This window comes from Collinsella aerofaciens (genome assembly GCF_032584215.1).
GTDB lineage: Bacteria > Actinomycetota > Coriobacteriia > Coriobacteriales > Coriobacteriaceae > Collinsella.
In genome coordinates, this window is record NZ_JAWHPN010000029.1 from 1 (window position 1) to 18304 (window position 18304).

The following is an 18304-nucleotide window of genomic DNA, read 5'->3' on the forward strand; positions in this document are numbered from 1 at the left end:
ATTCTTGACGGCCTGAACAATCGTCAATATCGGTCGGAGGGGTGGCTTTGTAAAGCCGTTTGTCTCCACCCGCGTAGCGGGTGGTTTAAAGCTGGCCGCTGCGCGGCCAGCGGACTAAAGTCTTGAAGCAAAAGCGCGGCCTAAAAGGCCGCGCACCATCTTTATTCAGATTAATCATTGCCCGTTGTGACATCGCCGAACCCGCAGGGCAGAGAACAAGTTCCCTCCCGGCGCACTCCGCAGGACGCAAGAAGCCCTCGCCGCACGAAGTGCGCAGCGAGGGCTTCTTGCATGTCCGAGGACGCGCCGGGAGGGAACTTGTTCTCTGCCCGGATAGGTAAGACAAATTACGCGACGGTGTAAACCCAGTTGTGCTTATCCTCGACAGCACCGGACTGGATGCCGGTCAGGGTCTCGCGGAGCTTCTTCATCACAGGGCCGATCTCGGTGTAGCCAGCCGGGAAGGTCACGGTCTCGTCGGCGCCGTAAACCTTGTTGTCGATCTCGCCGACCGGGGAAATAACGGCAGCGGTGCCGCACAGGCCGCACTCGACAAAGGTACCGGCCTTGACCTCGGCCCACTCGACGGGACGCTGGTCAACGGTCATGCCCAGGTCCTGAGCAACCTGAACGAGCGAACGACGGGTAATAGAGGGCAGGATGGAGTCGGTGTGCGACTGCGGAACGACGAGCGTGCCGTCCTCCTTCACGAACAGAACGTTGGCGCCGCCGGTCTCCTCGACATAGGTGCGGGACTCGGAGTCGAGATACAGGTTCTCGGCATAGCCCTCGCGGTGAGCCTCCATCGTGGGCTTGAGGGACATGGCGTAGTTCAGGCCGGCCTTGATGTTGCCGGTGCCGTGCGGTGCGGCGCGGTCGTACTCGGAAACGCGCAGCTTGACGGGCTTGAGGCCACCCTTAAAGTACGGACCGACCGGGGTCACGAGAATGCGGAACGTGTACTCAGGAGCGGGAGCCACGCCGATCACGTCACCGGAGCCGATCATAAACGGACGCACGTACAGGGTCGCGCCGGAACCGAAGGGCGGAACCCAGGCGGCGTTGGCAGAAACGACCTGCTTGACGGCCTCAACGAACTTGTCCTTGGGGAACGGGGGCATCTCGAGGCGCTGCGCAGAGTTGTACATGCGCTCGGCATTCATGTCGGGGCGGAAGCAGACGATGCTGCCGTCCTCGGCGGTGTAGGCCTTCAGGCCCTCAAAGACCTCCTGGCAGTAATGGAAGATGCCGCCGCACTCGGAGACGTGCAGGGTGTGGTCGGTGGTCAGGCCGCCCTCGTCCCACTCGCCATCCTTCCAATGGGCCTCGTAGCTGTAATCGGTCTTCATGTAGCCAAAGCCTAGGCTACCCCAATCGATATCCTTCTTCTCGACAGTCATATGTCGCTCCTTACATACACAGTTGCAAACTCGCGAACCCGCACGCAAGGACCGAGGCCGACCGCGTCGCAACGTCGCACGCCCGGAGCGTAGAGCCGGACGGGACACGCGAGCAGCATCAAAGCCGATGGCACGTCGATTCGCATGCACGAGATTGTACTCCCCGCACGCGTCTGATAAAACGCTTTTCTTTAACTAAGTAAAGTATTTTCATTTGACCGAAGCAAAAAGGCCCGCCACCGTAAGCGGTGACGGGCCTCAACTGTACGGTCTGCGCGCTGGCTCGAGCTAGGCGTTCTATTTACCCAGCTTGGCCTTAACCAGACCGACCACGGTCGGGATGATCGACACGGCAACGATGCCGATAATCAGCAGCTCAAAGTGCTCCTGCACAAAGGGAATGCCGCCAAAGAAGTAGCCCAGCAGCGTAAAGACCGTCGACCAGGTAATGCCGCCCAGCACGTTAAAGACGACAAAGTTGCGCCAGTGCATGCCGCCCATGCCAGCGATAAAGGGCACAAAGGTGCGGATAAACGGGAAGAAGCGACCCAGGAAGATGGCCAGGTGACCCCACTTGTCCAAGAAGTCCTCGGACTTTTTGATGCGCTCGGGCGTCATGGCCTTGACCTTGCCCGAAGCGATGATCTTGCGGCCAAAGAAGTGACCGATCATAAAGTTGCACTGATCGCCCAAAATGGCAGCGGCCCATGCGGTGGCCAGAAGCGCCACGATGTTAAAGCCGCCGTTGTGGGCAAAGAAACCCGAGGCGAACAGCAGCGAATCACCGGGAAGGAACGGGAAGAACACCACGCCCGTCTCGATAAAGATGATCAGGAACACGCAGCCGTAGGCCATAAGCGGGCCGGCGGCGATCCAGCTGGCGATCGCGGTGCGCGGGTCCTTAAGCAGCTCGGCAATAAAATTGATGAAACCCATGAAGTAAAACCTCTCAGTTGTGGGCGCGGATACGTCCAAGTTGACCAGTATACGGTTGCGGTGCCCCCTCGTGCGCAACCCCACAAAAGCATGACTCCATTACCAGCAAGTTTGCATAACTGACACTTGTAGCGCAAAGCCGCCAAGATTGTCCTTTTTAATCCCTAGCGAATCGCTATACTTTATTGAATCGCATTGCCATGGCGCTAAGGGAGGGCGGCCGGTGAGCTTTATCAATACCATTCGCGAGGACATCAAGACCGTCCAGGCGCAGGACCCCGCCGCGCAAAACGGTCTGGTCATCTTTCTTTCCTATCCTGGCCTGCACGCCAAGTGGAACCACGTGCCCGAGCACTGGCTGTGGGAGCACGGTCATCGCTCGCTCGCCCGCGTGCTCTCGCAAATCACCCGCCACATCACCGGCGTCGAGATTCACCCTGCCGCGCAGATTGGCAAGCACTTCTTTATCGACCACGCCATGGGCGTCGTCATCGGCGAGACCACCATTGTGGGCGACAACTGTGTGCTCTACCAGGGCGTCACGCTCGGCGGCACCGGCAACGAGACCGGCAAGCGTCACCCCACCCTGGGCAACAATGTCACGGTGGGCACGGGCGCCAAGGTGCTCGGCAACATCCGCATCGGCAACAACGTCAAGATCGGCGGCAACTCGGTCGTCGTTAAGGACGTCCCCGACAACTGCACCGTCGTGGGCGTGCCGGGACGCATCATCAAGCGCAACGGCTGCCGTGTGTTCGAGGAGAGTTTCGACGCCAAGCAGCATCGCGAGTACATGCCCGATGACGCCGCCGAGCAGTCCGCCCTCAACCGCCAGGGCATCACCGAGAATGCCCGCCGCGTCAAGGAACTCGAGCGAGAGGTGGCCGAGCTCAAGGCCCTCGTCGCCAAGCTCGTGGACGAACGCTAGGAACGCAAGCGGCACAAAACGACATCGGCATCAACGCAAAGGCGCGCCAGGGAATTCATCCCCGGCGCGCCTTATTTGTGATGTGGCAAAGAGACTGTCCCTTTGTCACATTATGCGAACTGGCTCAGATAGAGGTCGGCGTAGGCACCCTCGGCAGCCAGCAGCTCCTTATGCGTGCCCTGCTCGATAATGTTGCCGTGATCCATGACCAAGATCAGGTCGGCGTCCACGATCGTCGACAGGCGGTGCGCGATCACAAAGCTCGTGCGCCCGCGCATGAGCGCGTCCATGGCACGACCGATGGCAAGCTCGGTACGCGTATCCACGCTTGAGGTCGCCTCGTCCAGGATGAGAATCGCCGGGTTATTGAGCAGCACGCGTGCGATGGTCAGCAGCTGACGCTGGCCCTGGCTGATGCTTTCGGCATCGTTGGCCACGCGCGTGTCATAGCCCTGCGGCATGGTGCGCACAAAGAAGTCGACCTGCGCGGCGCGCGCAGCCGCCACGATCTCCTCACGCGTCGCCTCGGGACAGCCGTAGGCGATGTTTTCGGCAATCGTGCCATCGAACAGCCAGGCGTCCTGCAGCACCATGCCAAACTGCTGCCGTAGCTCGCCGCGGTCCATGCGGCTCGTATCCACGCCGTCGAGCGTAATACGCCCGCCGTCAATCTCGTAGAAGCGCATGAGCAGGTTGATGAGCGTCGTCTTGCCCGCGCCCGTGGTTCCCACCACGGCAATCTTCTGGCCCGGCTCGGCGGTAAACGACACGTCGTGCATAAGCGGCTTGTCGGGCGAATAACCAAAGCGCACGTGCTCAAAGGAGACGCGACCCTCAACGCGACCCGGCAGCTTGGCGGCCTCGTCCGGCAGCGGATCGGCCTCCATCTCGGGCTCATCGAGCAGGTCGAACACGCGCTCCGCACTCGCCAGCGCGCTCTGCAGCGAGTTGAAGGTAAACGACAGCTGCGTCATGGGCTCAGATGCCTCGTAGATAAACTGGAAGAACGCCTGGAACACGCCGACGGTCATGTGGCCGGCAACCAGCATACTGCAGCCCACAATCGCAATCACGATCTGTGCCAGGCGGCCGATAAAGCGCACCGCGGGGCCGACGGCGTTAATCATAAAGTCGGCCTTGGCACTCACGCGTGCCAGCTCGCCCGAGGCCTGGTGCACCTCGGCAGAACTTTGGCGCTCGCGGTTAAACGCGCGAATCACCAGACGGCCCGAGTAGCCTTCCTCGACCGCACTCGTAATCTTGGACACCCACTCTTGGCGCTCACCGGTTACGTCATGCGTGCGGCGCGAGACCACCTTGGTCACCAGCAGCGACAACGCCGTAAAGAACAAAAAGACGAGCGTGAGCGGCACGCTAAACACGAACATCACGCTCACGGCGCCCACCACGGTACCGATCGACACCAGAAGCTGCAGCAAGCCGCGCTGCATGCTCTCGGACATCTTGTCCAAGTCGTTGGTCGCACGGCTGACGACCTCACCGGGACGATGCGCGTCAAAAAAGGCAAGCGGCAGACGGTTGAGCTTTTGTGCGATGCGGTTGCGTAGGCACAGGTTGAGGCGTTCGGCAACGCTCGACATCAAAAAGCTCTGGAGCGCGTAGAACGAGGCAGCGGCCGTCCAGATCATAAAGTAGATGAAGATGGTCCTGCCGCAGTTCTCCCAGGTGATGTTGAAGGTGGTGTCGTTGGCAAACGCCACCTGAATGTGGCTCCACAGCTCATCGATCACGCGGGCGCTATATGCCGGCGCAGCAGTGTTAAAGATGGCATAGAACACAATGCTCGCGAACACGATATAGAAGCGCCAATGGTCGCCGGCAGCCTCGCTCCACAGGCGGCGCACCGTCGCCCAGGTATCTCGAGGCGTCTCGTCCTCGTCTTCATCGTCCACGTCGCGCATACGCTCTGCCTCGGCGCGGGCGCGCTCGTCCTCGGCACGTTCGTTTTCCTCGTAGAGCGCTTGGCGGCGAGCCTCGCGCTCGGCTGCAGCCTTGGCGGCGTCATCCAGCTCGGGTGCCACGGCAGCCGTTTCCTCGACCAGTCCCGCGGCAGCGGCGTCATCAACGCCGCCCTGCTTCTTGAGCTCCTCGGTCATGCTACTCACCTCCCTTCATCTGCGATTCCGCGATGGCGCGGTACACCTCGCAGGTTTCCATAAGCTCGCTATGCGTGCCCAAGCCCACAACCTCGCCATCCTTGAGCACGACGATCTGGTCGGCGTGCAAGATCGTCGAGATGCGCTGCGCGATGATGAGCACCGCAGCGTCACGCGTCTCGTCTTGCAACGCATGACGCAGGGCGGCATCGGTCTTAAAGTCCAGGGCCGAAAAACTGTCATCGAAGATATATAGATCGGCATGCTTCATGAGCGCACGGGCGATTGCCAAACGCTGGCGCTGGCCGCCCGAAAAGTTCGTACCGCCCTGCGCCACCGGGGTATCGAGCCCCTGCGGTTGGTCGAGTACAAAGGTGCTCTGGGCAACCTCAAGCGCGTGAAGCATGTCGCCCTCGGTCGCGCCTTCGTTACCAAAGCGAAGGTTGCTCGCCACCGTGCCCGAGAACAGCCACGCCTTCTGCGGCACATAGGCAATGCGCCCGCGGATTTCGTCTTGCGTAAGCTCGCGCAGGTCCACACCATTCAGGCGAATGGAGCCCTTGGTGGCATCGTGGAAGCGCAGCAGAAGCTTTGCCACCGTCGATTTGCCCGAGCCTGTCGAGCCAACGATCGCAGTCGTCTGACCGCGACGGCAGGCAAAGCTCAGGTCGCACAGGGTGTCCTCGTCGGCATCGTCAAAGCGAAACGACATGTGGTCGAACACGGCCACCGCATCGGCTTCGTCTTGGGGCTCGCGTGCCCCGTCATCCAGCGTGCGCTCGCCATCGACGATGCTCGGCTCAATCTCCAACACCTGCTGCGCACGGTTCAGGCACGCGGCAGCACGCGGAAGCGTCAGCACCACCATCTGCGCCATCATCACAAAGAACAGGATCAGAATTGCATACTCCAGCACCGCCGAGATGCTCGCGATCTGCATGGCGTGGGCGCCCACGCGGTTGCCGCCAACCCACAGCACCGCCACCTCGGCGATGTTCATCAAAAAGAAGCTTGAGCTGTCGAGGCCCACAAACAGGTGGTTGACTTTGATGGCGTTGGCGGCGTAGTCGCTAAACACCTCGTCCAGGCGCCGCTCCTCGTGACGCTCCTTGTTAAACGCACGGATGACGCGCACGCCCACGATGTTTTCGCGCAGCACCACGTTCATGCGGTCGATAAAGCTCTGCAAGCGCATAAAGATCGGCGCGGCGTTAGCCACCGTAAAGACCGCCGCTACGAGCACGATCGCAACGACTACGCCCAGAAGCGTGCCCATGGCGGGATCGATAAACCAGGCGAAGATGATGCCCGCCACAGCCAAAAACGGCACGGGCAGCACCAGCTGAATCGTCTGCAGAATCGCCTGCTGAATCACGTTGATGTCGTTGAGCGAACGCGTGATCATCGATCCGGTGCCAAAGCGCTCAAAATCGCTGGCCGCGAGCTCGAGCGATTTGTCGTACACGGCATTGCGGATATCGCAAGCCACGTTGGCGGCCAGGCGCGCCGAAAGATAGCAGCCCAGCACCGTGCCGCCGCTAGCCATGCTCGTCGCAATAAACATGTATAGGCCGTTGCGTAAAATGTAGTCGACATCGCCCGTGGTAATACCGGTGTTGACCATGTTCGCCAGCATCGTGGGAACCAACAGCGTACCGACGTTATCCACCAGCAGCACCAGCAGCGTCACCGCGACAAGCCCTCGATAGGGCTTCAAAAACCTCATTAACAGTCGCACGACTCCCCCTCATCTTGATTCTCGGCTTGGCTCTCGGCAGCGATATGCTGCTTAAATGTCTCGCACTCCTCGCCGAGCACCTGAGAGAATTTGCCGATCAAGCGCATAATCTCGCGCTGCTCACACGGCTCAAGCGCGCCAAAGGCTCGCTGCTCGGCCTTGAGTGCCGGCAGCGCATAACGCTCGGCAAATCGCCTGCCCTCTTCGGTCAGGCTCACAACCTTGTTCTTACGACTGCCTTCGGCAAACTCCAACGTTGCGAAGCCCCGCGCCGTCAAGGTTTTAATTGCCGAGTTGATGGTCTGCTTGCTGTAGAACCATTCGCTTGTCAGACGGCTTACGGCAATACTGCCGCCCGCCGTGCTGGTATCAACGAGCATCCAGTAAGCGCAGTCCGAAAGGCCGCAGGCGCGCGAGAACTCCGAATAGATATGGTCGAGTCCATTGAGCAACCGGTCGAAGTCGACCAGTGTAACCGCACTATTCATCTATCCCACCATTCGATTGTCCGAGTTTTGACCAATTTTGTGTCTCTAGATTAGTCCGAGTTTTGACTATCGTCAACAGGCTCTCCGCAAATGCGTGCACTTTTATGGCCTATCGGCAGAAAAAGACCGCCGGCGCGGGGGCGGCGCCAGCGGTCACGTGAAAATCGAGTTTTATTGCCTGTTAAGCGGCGACGGCCTCATAGACCGTAGCGCCCGAGAAGCTGTCATGCAGGCTCTTGCCGGCAATCCACGGCAGCTCGACGACCTCGCAGACCGTGTTGACCAGCTCGGAGCAGTCAGTAAAGTGGCCCTTGTCGTTGAGGGCCTCGCAATCCTGAACACGCCAATAGCCATCGGTGTGCGTGATGTAGTACTCGTGATCGTTGATCGACACGAAAGCGCGCGTCTTGGAACGCAGCAGCTTCAGAAATCCTTCGAAGTCGGTCTCGACGACATCTCCAGCCTGGAACATGATGTTACCTCCTGGCCCGGCGCCACCACGGCGCATTGATAAACGTTGGTACTCCTTTAGTAAAACCTTTATCAGAGGTTATGCGTTCGTCATTTAGGCAAGTGGTAAAAAACCGCAGGGTAGACGGGATAAAACGTTTAACCATCCCATTTGTTTGTCACATTCTGAAGGTACTTTTATGCAAACCTACTTTCCCAATTGGAATCTATCCTTTTGGCCGGGCAATTGACCGTCTATCGTTTGAGCCCGACGGGTATGAACGGGGCATCTGCAACGCCACCGCAAGGAGACACCATGGAGACTATCGAAGCACTCATTCACCGCCGCAGCTGCCGCAACTACAGCGATCGTCCCGTCGAGGCCGAAAAGCTTGCACGTATTATCGAAGCCGGCCAATATGCACCGAGCGGCATGGGCCGCCAGCCGGTGACGTTTGTCGCCGTCACCGACCCCGCGACCGTCGAGCGTCTCTCGCAGCTCAACGCGCAAGTCATGGGCAGCAACAGCGACCCCTTCTATGGCGCCAAGACCGTTGTGGTGGTGCTGGTTGACCGCAGCGTGCCCACACATCTGGAAGACGGCTCGCTCGCCATGGGCAACTTGCTCAACGCCGCTTATGCGCTGGGTGTCGATTCGTGCTGGATTCACCGCGCGCATGAGGTCTTTGACTCGGGCGAGGGCCTGGAGCTGCTGGCCAGCTGGGGCCTGCCCGCCGACGGCAGTCTGCGCGGCGTCGGTCACTGCATTCTGGGCTATGCCGAGGACACGCTACCCGAGCCCAAACCCCGCCGCGACAACGTGGTATACGTCAAGTAGCGCAGGAGTGTCCCAAACTGCCGGCAGAAAAGGAACGTCCCCTTCTGCCGGCAAGCTATGTTGATATTTGAGTTGTCGTCGTTTCGTTCGTCTGGGTCGTTTCGGCTTCGCTGCCTTGTTCGTCCTCGTCCTTTTGCGCATCGGCGATGGTGGAGGCCGCCGCGACGATACCGCGCTGGGGCGCGACACCCGTCTGGGTCTGAGCGCCCTCGACAACTTCTGTGCCTGCATGCGCGAGCTCGGGCGATTTAAACACTGCGTCCAAGTTGGCGCCACCGCCGGCATATCCGAGCGCAGCGAGCGCGATGACGATCACTGCAACGGCGGCCACGATCGGCACGTAGCGATGCCAGCCGGCGGGATTGAGCCCGCTGCGGCGAGCCGCCCCGCGGCTGATGTAACCGAGCGTTCCGTCGTGCTTGAGCTTTGAGCCCACCACGCGTTTGCGGCCCCACAGTGAGGACTCTGCCTGCATTGCCAAGCGGGCGCTTGCCGAAGGATAGCCATATTTAGTGCGCTTGAACGAGCCATCAAACCCCGAGGCGTGTTTGCCCCACGTCACCGATGTCGTGCGTCGGTTGACCGGCGCGGCGCTCCGCCTTCTGCGGCTCGGTTTTGAAGTCTCAGCCATATGCCCTCGCACGCCGTAACCAAATCGAAACAATAACGCTTTGGACTGTAGCACACGCGTCGCGCGCGGTCACGGGCGCCTCGCTCAACGGTCATCGTCCTTCAGCAAGCGCCACAGCGTTGTACGGCTTATACCCAGCACCTCTGCCGCACGAGTCCGGTTGCCGTGGAGATGATCTACAACCAGATGCGCGATATCTCGCTCGGTATCGGCCAGCGGTCGCAGGATATACAGGTCGCTTTCGAGCGTCGGGGCGCCAAAGGTTGCGGTCTTAATCACGTCCTCTTGGGCGAGCGCTTCCTCCGCCACAGCGCGGTCCACCGTGCCCGCCCCCACCAATATATACAGTCGTTCCGAGACCTCGCGGAGCTGCAGATAATTGCGCGGCCAGCGGTAAGCATCGAGCGTCTTCGTCGCCGCGGCAGACAGCGTGGGCGCTGCCGTCCCAAATGCATCAGCGAGATATTCCAAATAGCGCGCAACCTTCGTCGACGCGGCTCCCTGCTCGGCGATTGCCGGCGCCACGCTCACCGCACAGGCGAAGCGCTCGGTCACAAAGGCGGCTTGATCACTTTCGCTGCCGCCCGGCATGTCATTCGCCGTCAGCACCACATGGCAGCGCGTCGCCAACGCGGTGTCGGCCATCGTGGAAACGAGCTCGCGGAGGCGCTGGGGGCCAACCGCGTTCCAGCCCTCAATGCAAAGGGTCAGCCCCGTTTGGAACAGCGGCGATTCGGAGCTTTTGAGCATATGGCGCCAACCGCGATCGGTGAGTTCATCGAGCGCAACGGAAACAAAGGGCTGATCGGCAAAAGGACCGTCCAGATAGAGGCGCTTGGCGATCTCGACCTGACCCGCTCCCAGCTCACCCTCGAGCATAAGGGGCACACCGCGCGCGTAGCTCTCGGCAACCGGCGCAGCCACCGAGGCCGCCCCCTCAACGATGCCGTACGCGCTCGATTCGTAGCGGGCCTCAACCTCGTCGGCGTTGAGCCACTCGATGCCCGCATGCGCCGCGGCGCCGCGCACCTCGCGGACCACGACGACCCAAAGGCCCCCGCCCTCTTTGTCGGTGGGGCGAACGGTCAGGCTCAGGCGCGTACCCGCACGCCCCATAACCAGACGCGCGCCGTCTCCTATACGGTCGAGGCGCTCAGCGACAAAAGCCGCCACACCCCGCTCGAGCGCCGTGTCATTCATGGTCGAGATCGCGACGTCCCCACGCGCATCGATTGCCAATGCCGAGGCCCCGGCAGCAGCTAGGGCATCGGTCAAGATGTTCAGCTTAGCATTGCTATCCATGATTTGCCCCTGTCCGCGGCGACGTGCAACCGCCGACGGTCGCACGACCGAGTGTTTCAAAATTGAACGATATTGCTCACCAAACACTATAGGGCAGAAAGCGCCGTCCTGCGAGTATAGGTGTTGCCCCGCATCGCCATCCTGGCGGGGCGATAAGAGCTCTTCGGGACTTATAAACCTGCGGACAAGCCATACCCGCAAGAGCTCCTATCGCTCCACCGAAGGCTTGCGCTCACCGGCAGCCAGCACGCGAATAAGCTACTTCTCTACCAGATTCCCAGCACGTGCTGCATTCCCAAACTCATGCACGCAATGCCAATCCAGCAGCAAAAGCCCAACGCGATGGGCTTGCCGCCCTTTTTGACCAGCTCGACGATATCGGTATTAAAACCAATAGCCGCCATGGCCATCACAATAAAGAACTTCGACAGCTCCTTGATGGGCGCCGTGATGGACGCGGGAAGCTGAAGCACCGTGGTGATCACGCTCGCCAGCACAAAGAACAGCACAAACATGGGAAACGCACGTTTAAGCGAGAACGTGCTTTTGGCGTCACCGCCGGCCTTGCGTGCCAGATGCATCTGCCAGCATGCGAGGACCAGCGTGATGGGAATAATGGCCAGCGTCCTGGTGAGCTTGACCACTGTGGCGCTCTCGAGCACATTGGCGCCGGGATGCATGCTGTCCCAGGCGCTCGCCGCAGCCGTTACCGACGAGGTGTCGTTGATGGCGGTGCCGGCAAACAGGCCAAAGCCCTCGTTGGTCAGCCCGAGCATGCCGCCGAGCGTCGGAAACACGAGCGCCGCGATAACGTTAAACAGGAAGATGACCGAAATGGCCTGGGCAATCTCGCGATCGTCGGCATCGATGACGGGCGCGGTCGCAGCGATGGCCGAACCGCCGCAAATCGACGAACCCACACCCACAAGCGTCGCGATCTTACCCGGTACGTTCATGACGCGGCAGAGCACAAAGGCGATGACAAGCGAGGTCGAGATCGTCGCCACGATAATCGGCAGCGACTGGGCGCCCTTGGACAGAATCTGGGAGAGGTTCATGCCAAAGCCAAGCAGGATAACCGCGTACTGCAAGACTTTTTTGGACGTATAGGTGACGCCGGCGGCGAGCTGTTCGCGACGCTTCCTGGGAAAGACGAGCGCCAGGACCATGCCAAAGAGGATGGCAAATACCGGACCGCCGACCACCTCAATTTGTTTGCCGAGCAACGTCGCGGGAATGGCAATGATCAGGCAGAACAAGACGCCTTTCCAGCGCTCGCGAACGATATTTGCCAGTTGCATATGGGATTCCTTCTTTCTATTTCACGTTTGCGACGGCTTATGATACGGCAACATTGAGCACAGCCTTGCGCAAACACAGACTAAGATGCCGCAATAGTTCTCAGGCAACAGCCGAATTGCCCACCGCGGAGAGCTGATTCGCGGCATAATTAACAACTGACATATGAGTTTGATAGAACAGTTGCGAGGCGCTATGGAAGAATCGATGCACGTCGGCGAGCAGGAAACGAGCCTACAGGACCAGTCCTACCACACCATTCGACGCAAAATCGTCTACCTGGACTACAAGCCGGGCGAAAAGCTGGGCGTCAAGCAACTTTGCGACGACCTAGATATGGGGCGCACCCCTGTGCGCGAGGCTTTGGTTCGTTTGGCGCAGGAAGGCCTGGTGCGCACCGTGCCCCAGAGCGGTACCTACGTCTCGCCCATCAACCTCACCCTTGCCGAGAGTGCCTGTTACATCCGCGAGCATCTGGAAAAGCAGGTGATTGTGGAGTGCTGTGCGCGCGCCACGTCGGCCGGCATCGAGCAGCTCGACCGCGCCATCGTGCTGCAGGAAAAGGCCATGGCCGAAGAGGATCGCATCGGCTTCTTTTTGAGCGACAACCTCATGCATCACATGATTTTTAGCATCGCATGTCGCAGCACCGTGTGGTCGTGGCTCGAAGAGACCAATGCCGACCTGGAGCGCTTCCGCTGGCTGCGCGCCGCCACGCAGGTTCTCGACAATCAGGACATCGTGAACGAGCACAAGCAGATTCGCCGCGCTATCGCCGGTCGCGACCCCATCGAAGCGAGCTTTTTGGTCAGCAAGCACCTGCATATGATGTTCCGCAACCAGACCGAGGTTCTGGACCAGTTCCCCGAGTACTTCGAGACCAGCAAGCTCCGCTAACCTGCCAAATAGGGACAGGTTCATTTTGGCAGGTTTTATCTGGGCAAATGAAACAAGGCCCGGCTCCGCTGCAACGGAGCCGGGCCTTGGTCGCCAGAATGGCGGAACCAACTACTCCACGGTAACGCTCTTTGCCAGGTTGCGGGGCTGGTCGACGTCGCAGCCGCGCAGGATGGCAACCTCGCGGGCGAGCAGCTGCAGCGGGACGCTCGCCGTGATGGGGCTGAACACGTCGCGGACGGCCGGCACGCGAATGATGCAGTCGGCAATCTTGTTGATTTCCTCGTCGCCCTCGGTAGCAACGACGATGACCTTGGCGCCGCGCGCCTTGCACTCCATGAGGTTCGACACGGTCTTGTCGTAGGTGGCACTCTTGGTGGCCACGGCGATGACAGGGAAGCCCGGGTCGATCAAGGCAATGGGGCCGTGCTTCATCTCGCCGGCGGCGTAGGCCTCGGCGTGCAGGTAGCTGACCTCTTTGAGCTTAAGCGCGCCCTCGTAGGAAATAGCGGCACCCATGCCACGGCCCACGAACAGCGCCGACTGCGCGTCCTTGCACAGCAGGGCGGCCTCATGAACGGCCTCGGTTTGGGTATCCAAAATCCACTGGATCTGCTCGGCCGTATCGGAAAGCTCGCGGAACAGCATGCGCGCCTGCTTGGTGGTCAAGCGGTACTTGACCTGCGCCAGCAGCAGGGCCAAAAGCGTAAGGCTCACGACCTGGCCGATGAAGCTCTTGGTCGAGGCGACCGCGATCTCCTTGTTGGCCTTGGTGTAGATGACGCCGTCGCTCTCACGCGCCACGGGGCTGCCCACCACGTTGGTGATGCCGAAGACCTTGGCACCCTTGATGCGCGCGTCGCGAATGGCGGCAAGGGTATCGGCCGTCTCGCCCGACTGGGACACGGCCACGACGAGCGTCGTCGGCGTGATGATGGGGTTGCGATAGCGGAACTCGCTGGCCGCCTCCACCTCGGTGGGGATGCGAGCCCAGCCCTCAATGAGATTCTTGGCAATGAGGCCAGCGTGATAGCTGGTGCCGCAAGCGATCACGTAGACGCGGTCGATGTCGTTGAGTTCCTCGAGCGAAAGGCCCAGCTCGTCGATGTCGAGCTCGCCGGCCGGCGTCATACGACCAACCAGCGTGTCGCGCACAACGCGCGGCTGCTCGTGAATCTCCTTGAGCATAAAGTCGGGATAACCGCCCTTTTCTGCCATGTCCAGGTCCCAGTCGATGTGGGTGACCTTGGGCTCGATAACGTTGCCGGCCTCGTCGGTGTACTCGACGCCTGCGGGCGTGAGCTTGGCAAACTGACCGTCCTCGAGCACCACGACATCGCGGGTGGCGTCGATGAGCGCGATGACATCGGAAGCAACATAGGAGCCGGTTTCGCCCACACCGACTACGATCGGGGAATCCTTGCGGGCCACGGCGATCACGCCGGACTCGTCAGCGCACACGGCGGCCAGACCATAGGCACCGACCACGTGGGTGCAAGCCTCGCGCACGGAGGCCATCAGGTCGTGCGTCTCGGCATAGGCCTCTTCGATCAGATGCGCGAAGACCTCGGTATCGGTCTCGCTCTTAAAGTGGTGGCCGCGACCCTCCAACTCTTCGCGCAGCTCGGCGAAGTTCTCGATGATGCCGTTGTGGACGATGGCGATACGACCGTCGCAGCTGGTGTGGGGGTGAGCGTTAACGACGGAGGGCTTGCCGTGGGTGGCCCAACGGGTGTGGCCGATACCGCAGGTAGCGTCGCTGTCGATATTGGAAAGCTCGCTCTCCAAGCCCGCGACCTTACCCACGCGGCGGATGACATCGAGGTGCGCCGCGGCGCCCTCGCCCACCTCGAGCGCGACGCCCGAGGAGTCATAGCCGCGATACTCCATACGTTTGAGGCCCGTGACCAGGATGTTCTTTGCAATATCAGAGCCGGTGTAGCCGACAATTCCGCACATAGGATAAATCCCTTCGTCCGCTTGACTGCAAAACGTCCACGCACAGGGGGCGCTGAGACGCATAACGTTCGAGTATTGTACTCACGCAAACGCAAGCTGATATACCAGAGGTGGTATCTCAACTTAGATACCACTCGATGCACACACGTCCAGCCGGTCCAAACCACCACAAAGGTACCTGCCCCCTTCGTGGTGGTCGCGCTGGCAACGGCGTTTCCCCAGATAAACCTGCCAAAATAAACCTGTCCCTTTTTGGTAGGTTTGGGATGCTACAATCTGGCTTGTACTTGAAACGCATCAAAGGGGCCGCTATGGCAAAGGTAAAAATCAGCGACGTCGCGCGCGAGGCCGGGGTTTCGTTGGGCACGGTTTCCAACGCGCTCAACCACCCCGAAAAGCTGCGCCCCGAGACCCTCAAGCTCATCAACGAGACCATCAATCGCCTTGGCTACCTGCCCAACCAAAGCGCCCGTCAGCTCGCGGGCGGCGCCACCAAGTCCTTTGGCCTGGTGCTCCCCCGTCTCGATCACGGCTTTTCGCTCCAAATCGCCAGCGGCGCCCACAACGAGGCCCGCAAGCACGGCTACGACTTGCTCATCGCCAACGCCGATAACGACGATATTCTCGAGGATCATTACCTGCGCTACTTTATGGGCACCCAGATGTCCGGCGTCATGGTTCAGCCCATGGCATCCCCCGACTGGCACCCCGCCATGACCAAGATGCCCGTGCCGATCGTCCATCTGGACATCCATTGCTCCGAGCCCGGCTACTACGTAGCGGCCGACAATGAGGCCCAGGGTCGCATCATTGCCGAACTTGCCATCGCCCGCGGCGCGCACCATATTGTCGTCGTCGGCCGAGCAGCATTTATGCAACTCACCCTGCGCGTCCTTGGCATTCATAAGGCGCTCGCCCTGCACCCCGATATCAAGATCGAAGTCATCGACGCCGGCGAATGGAATACCGCTGCCGACGGCTACGGCATCGGTGCCCAAATCGCCGAGCGCCCCGCGGACGAACGTCCCGATTTTGTCGTCGGCCTGACCGATGTGTTGGCCTCGGGCGTCGTTTCGGCACTGGTCGACAAGGGCATCTCTGTCCCCGGGCAAGTACGCGTAGCAGGCTGCGATGGCAACCCGCTCGCTTGGAGCGGATCGGTCCCGCTCACTACGGTAGCGCCCCCGGGCTACGAGATTGGCCGCAAGGGTGTCCAACTGCTGATGGAGCAAATCGAGAACAAGGCCCCGGCAAAGATCAAGCATATCCGTGTCGGCTCCGCAGCGCGTACCGTCACCGCAGTCGCCGCCGAGGATATCAACCGCCAAGAACTGGTACGTCCGTTCCTACTGGAACGCGCCAGCACCCAGGCAAGCAGCCAGACCGACGCCACGGCCATCAACCTCGGTGCGTATCTATAGCACGCCCGCGAGTATGCTAAGTCGCCGCTTAAGCAAAAGGGGCCCGACCATTGCCGGACCCCTTTTGCTTAAGCGCAAACGTGAGCAATCGCTCGTTTCAACGCCGCAATTTTCTAGCGCACAGTCTTGATTGCCGCCGCCAGGTCGAACAGCGTATCGAGCACGGCCTCGCAGCCATCCACCACGTCCTGCGGCAGCGGCACGATATCGGGGACGGCAAAGACATGGCAGCCGGCCGTAATGCCCGAGACGCAACCGTTGCGCGAATCTTCGACCACGGCACATTCCTCGGGAGCAAAGCCCGCGCGCTCGCAGGCGAGCAGATACATCTCGGGGTCGGGCTTGCCGTGCACGACGTCCTCGCCACACGTTACCGTTTCAAACTTGTCAAAGAGGCCAACCATCTTAAGGTTGCGCTCCGCCGTAACGAGGCGCGACGACGTCGCTAGACCCACGTGATAGCCCGCAGCCAGCAGCTCGTCTAGGCACTCGGCGGCGCCGGCCTTAAGCTCCAGCTCGGTCTTGACCATCTCGTCGCGAATCTCCTTGTGGCGGACATAGACCGCCTCGGTGGTTTCATGGCTGCCGTAATGCCTATCGAGGATGTCCATGACATCGGGCAGCGTGCGGCCGATAAACTGATGGATCAGCGCTTCATCAATCGCGAGCCCCAGCTCAGCGGCGCCTGCCTTCCAGGCCTTAATCCCCAAACGCTCGGTATCGACCAGCGTTCCATCCATGTCAAAAATAACAGCCTTGATCATATCGGTTCCCCATCGACTCTCGCTGTCGCGTTGCTGCAACTCTACCGCATTTGGCAACTTGTATATAACGTATATGCCATATTGCACTTTCGTTACACAGATAGAAGTCTTATGGCAAGTAACGCATTAGGATTATAGTTTTCGATCGAGTACTCAACGATAAGGAACGTTTCATGATTTTAGACACCACGGCACCCGCAGAGGAGCTTCAAGACAAGCTATCGGCGCTCGAACAGCTGCTTTTGGCATACGGGCGCGTGGCTATCGGGTTTTCCGGTGGCGTCGACAGCAGCTTTTTAGCCGCCGTATGCGCCCGCATCATGCCTACCAATACCCTCCTCGTCCATCTCACCACGCCGCTCATCGGCACGCCCGAGCAGGCTTCGTTTGAGCAGTCCGTTGATGGGCAGGCCAATGAGGGGCCGCATTTTAAGCTCCCCGTGCTCAATCTTTCGGTGGATCAGCTGCAGCTCCCCCAAGTAGCCTGCAACGATACTAATCGCTGCTACCACTGCAAGCACGCCGGCTTTACCGCCATCGTCAACCACGCCAAGTCGCTCGGCTTTCCCACCGTCATCGATGGCAGCAATGCAAGCGATCGCGGTGACTACCGCCCCGGCATGCGTGCGGCAGAAGAGCTCGGCGTACGCTCACCCCTTATGGAGGTCGGCTTTACCAAGGACGAAGAGCGCGAGCTGCTGCGCGCATGGGGCTATCCCGTTTGGAACCTGCCGGCGGGAGCATGTCTTGCCACCCGCGTCCCCACGGGCGAGGAGCTTACACGCGAGAAGGTCGATTTAATCCGCGCCTGCGAGGATTACCTGCACGATCTTGATCTGGCACAGGTACGCGCGCGCTTGATCAGCGGCTGCATGCATATCGAGGCCGCACCCGCAGATGTTGCCAAGATTGCCGCCCTCGGCGGTGCCGCCATCGACGACAAGGGTAAGACCCCGCTGCCCGCCGTTATCGAGTCCGCGCTGCGCGAGCTGGGCTGCGACCATATCTCCCCCGAGGTCACCCCCTACATTCACGGCAACATGAACCAGTAACCTGCCAAAAAGGGACAGGTTTATTTTGGCAGGTTTTATCTGGGGAAACGCCGAAGCCCCACATTCACAACCGCCGCAGCTCCA

16 protein-coding genes are annotated in these 18304 nt (G+C 60.4%); 5 read left to right on the plus strand and 11 right to left on the minus strand.

What is annotated here, in order from left to right:
- Positions 1-347: 347 nt before the first annotated feature.
- Both RX395_RS08330 and RX395_RS08335 read right to left on the minus strand, forming a co-directional pair.
- Complete coding sequence (locus RX395_RS08330) at positions 348-1400, minus strand: branched-chain amino acid aminotransferase (protein ID WP_035138743.1); 1053 nt, start codon at positions 1398-1400, stop codon at positions 348-350.
- Positions 1401-1697: 297 nt separating this feature from the next.
- Positions 1698-2336 carry a DedA family protein gene (locus tag RX395_RS08335; RefSeq protein WP_138113555.1) on the minus strand — a complete coding sequence of 213 codons (639 nt, stop codon included), beginning with the start codon at positions 2334-2336 and terminating at the stop codon, positions 1698-1700.
- A gap of 223 nt (positions 2337-2559) precedes the next feature.
- Here RX395_RS08335 and cysE point away from each other — a divergent pair, with 223 nt between their 5' ends.
- Positions 2560-3264 (plus strand): serine O-acetyltransferase, encoded by a 705-nt coding sequence (cysE, locus tag RX395_RS08340; RefSeq protein ID WP_035138740.1) that lies wholly within the window; start codon positions 2560-2562, stop codon positions 3262-3264.
- A gap of 110 nt (positions 3265-3374) precedes the next feature.
- Here cysE and RX395_RS08345 read toward each other — a convergent pair whose 3' ends face one another.
- The 4 genes from RX395_RS08345 to RX395_RS08360 form a co-directional block, all read right to left on the minus strand.
- Positions 3375-5381: an ABC transporter ATP-binding protein gene (locus tag RX395_RS08345; protein WP_316366838.1), complete on the minus strand. Its 2007-nt coding sequence runs from the start codon at positions 5379-5381 to the stop codon at positions 3375-3377.
- 1 nt (position 5382) lies between these two features.
- Positions 5383-7107: an ABC transporter ATP-binding protein gene (locus RX395_RS08350; protein WP_316366841.1), complete on the minus strand. Its 1725-nt coding sequence runs from the start codon at positions 7105-7107 to the stop codon at positions 5383-5385.
- Entirely contained in the window at positions 7107-7607 is a 501-nt protein-coding gene (locus RX395_RS08355; RefSeq protein WP_316366842.1) for a MarR family winged helix-turn-helix transcriptional regulator, read from the minus strand. Before RX395_RS08355 ends, RX395_RS08350 begins: the two co-directional genes overlap by 1 nt.
- A gap of 181 nt (positions 7608-7788) precedes the next feature.
- Positions 7789-8079, minus strand: coding sequence for a hypothetical protein (locus RX395_RS08360; RefSeq protein WP_006235631.1), 291 nt, complete (start codon positions 8077-8079; stop codon positions 7789-7791).
- Positions 8080-8373: 294 nt separating this feature from the next.
- On the opposite strand from RX395_RS08360, the gene RX395_RS08365 reads away from it, so the two are divergent.
- Positions 8374-8895: a nitroreductase family protein gene (locus RX395_RS08365; RefSeq protein ID WP_316366845.1), complete on the plus strand. Its 522-nt coding sequence runs from the start codon at positions 8374-8376 to the stop codon at positions 8893-8895.
- A gap of 55 nt (positions 8896-8950) precedes the next feature.
- Here RX395_RS08365 and RX395_RS08370 read toward each other — a convergent pair whose 3' ends face one another.
- From RX395_RS08370 to RX395_RS08380, 3 genes are all read right to left on the minus strand, one after another.
- Positions 8951-9526 carry a hypothetical protein gene (locus RX395_RS08370; protein ID WP_316366847.1) on the minus strand — a complete coding sequence of 192 codons (576 nt, stop codon included), beginning with the start codon at positions 9524-9526 and terminating at the stop codon, positions 8951-8953.
- 84 nt (positions 9527-9610) lie between these two features.
- Entirely contained in the window at positions 9611-10828 is a 1218-nt protein-coding gene (locus RX395_RS08375; RefSeq protein WP_316366848.1) for a helix-turn-helix domain-containing protein, read from the minus strand.
- Between the two features lie 266 nt (positions 10829-11094).
- The gene (locus RX395_RS08380; protein WP_161145214.1) at positions 11095-12129 is read right to left on the minus strand and encodes a YeiH family protein; all 1035 of its coding nucleotides are present in this window, start codon (positions 12127-12129) and stop codon (positions 11095-11097) included.
- Positions 12130-12322: 193 nt separating this feature from the next.
- Here RX395_RS08380 and RX395_RS08385 point away from each other — a divergent pair, with 193 nt between their 5' ends.
- On the plus strand, positions 12323-13024 hold the full coding sequence (locus RX395_RS08385) for a GntR family transcriptional regulator (RefSeq protein WP_050766156.1): 702 nt from the start codon (positions 12323-12325) through the stop codon (positions 13022-13024).
- Positions 13025-13135: 111 nt separating this feature from the next.
- Here RX395_RS08385 and glmS read toward each other — a convergent pair whose 3' ends face one another.
- The gene (glmS, locus tag RX395_RS08390) at positions 13136-14983 is read right to left on the minus strand and encodes a glutamine--fructose-6-phosphate transaminase (isomerizing) (RefSeq protein WP_316366852.1); all 1848 of its coding nucleotides are present in this window, start codon (positions 14981-14983) and stop codon (positions 13136-13138) included.
- A 311-nt stretch (positions 14984-15294) separates the two neighbouring features.
- Here glmS and RX395_RS08395 point away from each other — a divergent pair, with 311 nt between their 5' ends.
- Entirely contained in the window at positions 15295-16404 is a 1110-nt protein-coding gene (locus RX395_RS08395; protein WP_022094247.1) for a LacI family DNA-binding transcriptional regulator, read from the plus strand.
- Positions 16405-16517: 113 nt separating this feature from the next.
- Here RX395_RS08395 and RX395_RS08400 read toward each other — a convergent pair whose 3' ends face one another.
- Entirely contained in the window at positions 16518-17168 is a 651-nt protein-coding gene (locus RX395_RS08400; RefSeq protein ID WP_225094036.1) for an HAD family hydrolase, read from the minus strand.
- A 173-nt stretch (positions 17169-17341) separates the two neighbouring features.
- Between RX395_RS08400 and RX395_RS08405 the strand changes: the two genes are divergently transcribed.
- Complete coding sequence (locus tag RX395_RS08405; protein WP_316366856.1) at positions 17342-18220, plus strand: ATP-dependent sacrificial sulfur transferase LarE; 879 nt, start codon at positions 17342-17344, stop codon at positions 18218-18220.
- Positions 18221-18304: the final 84 nt, after the last annotated feature.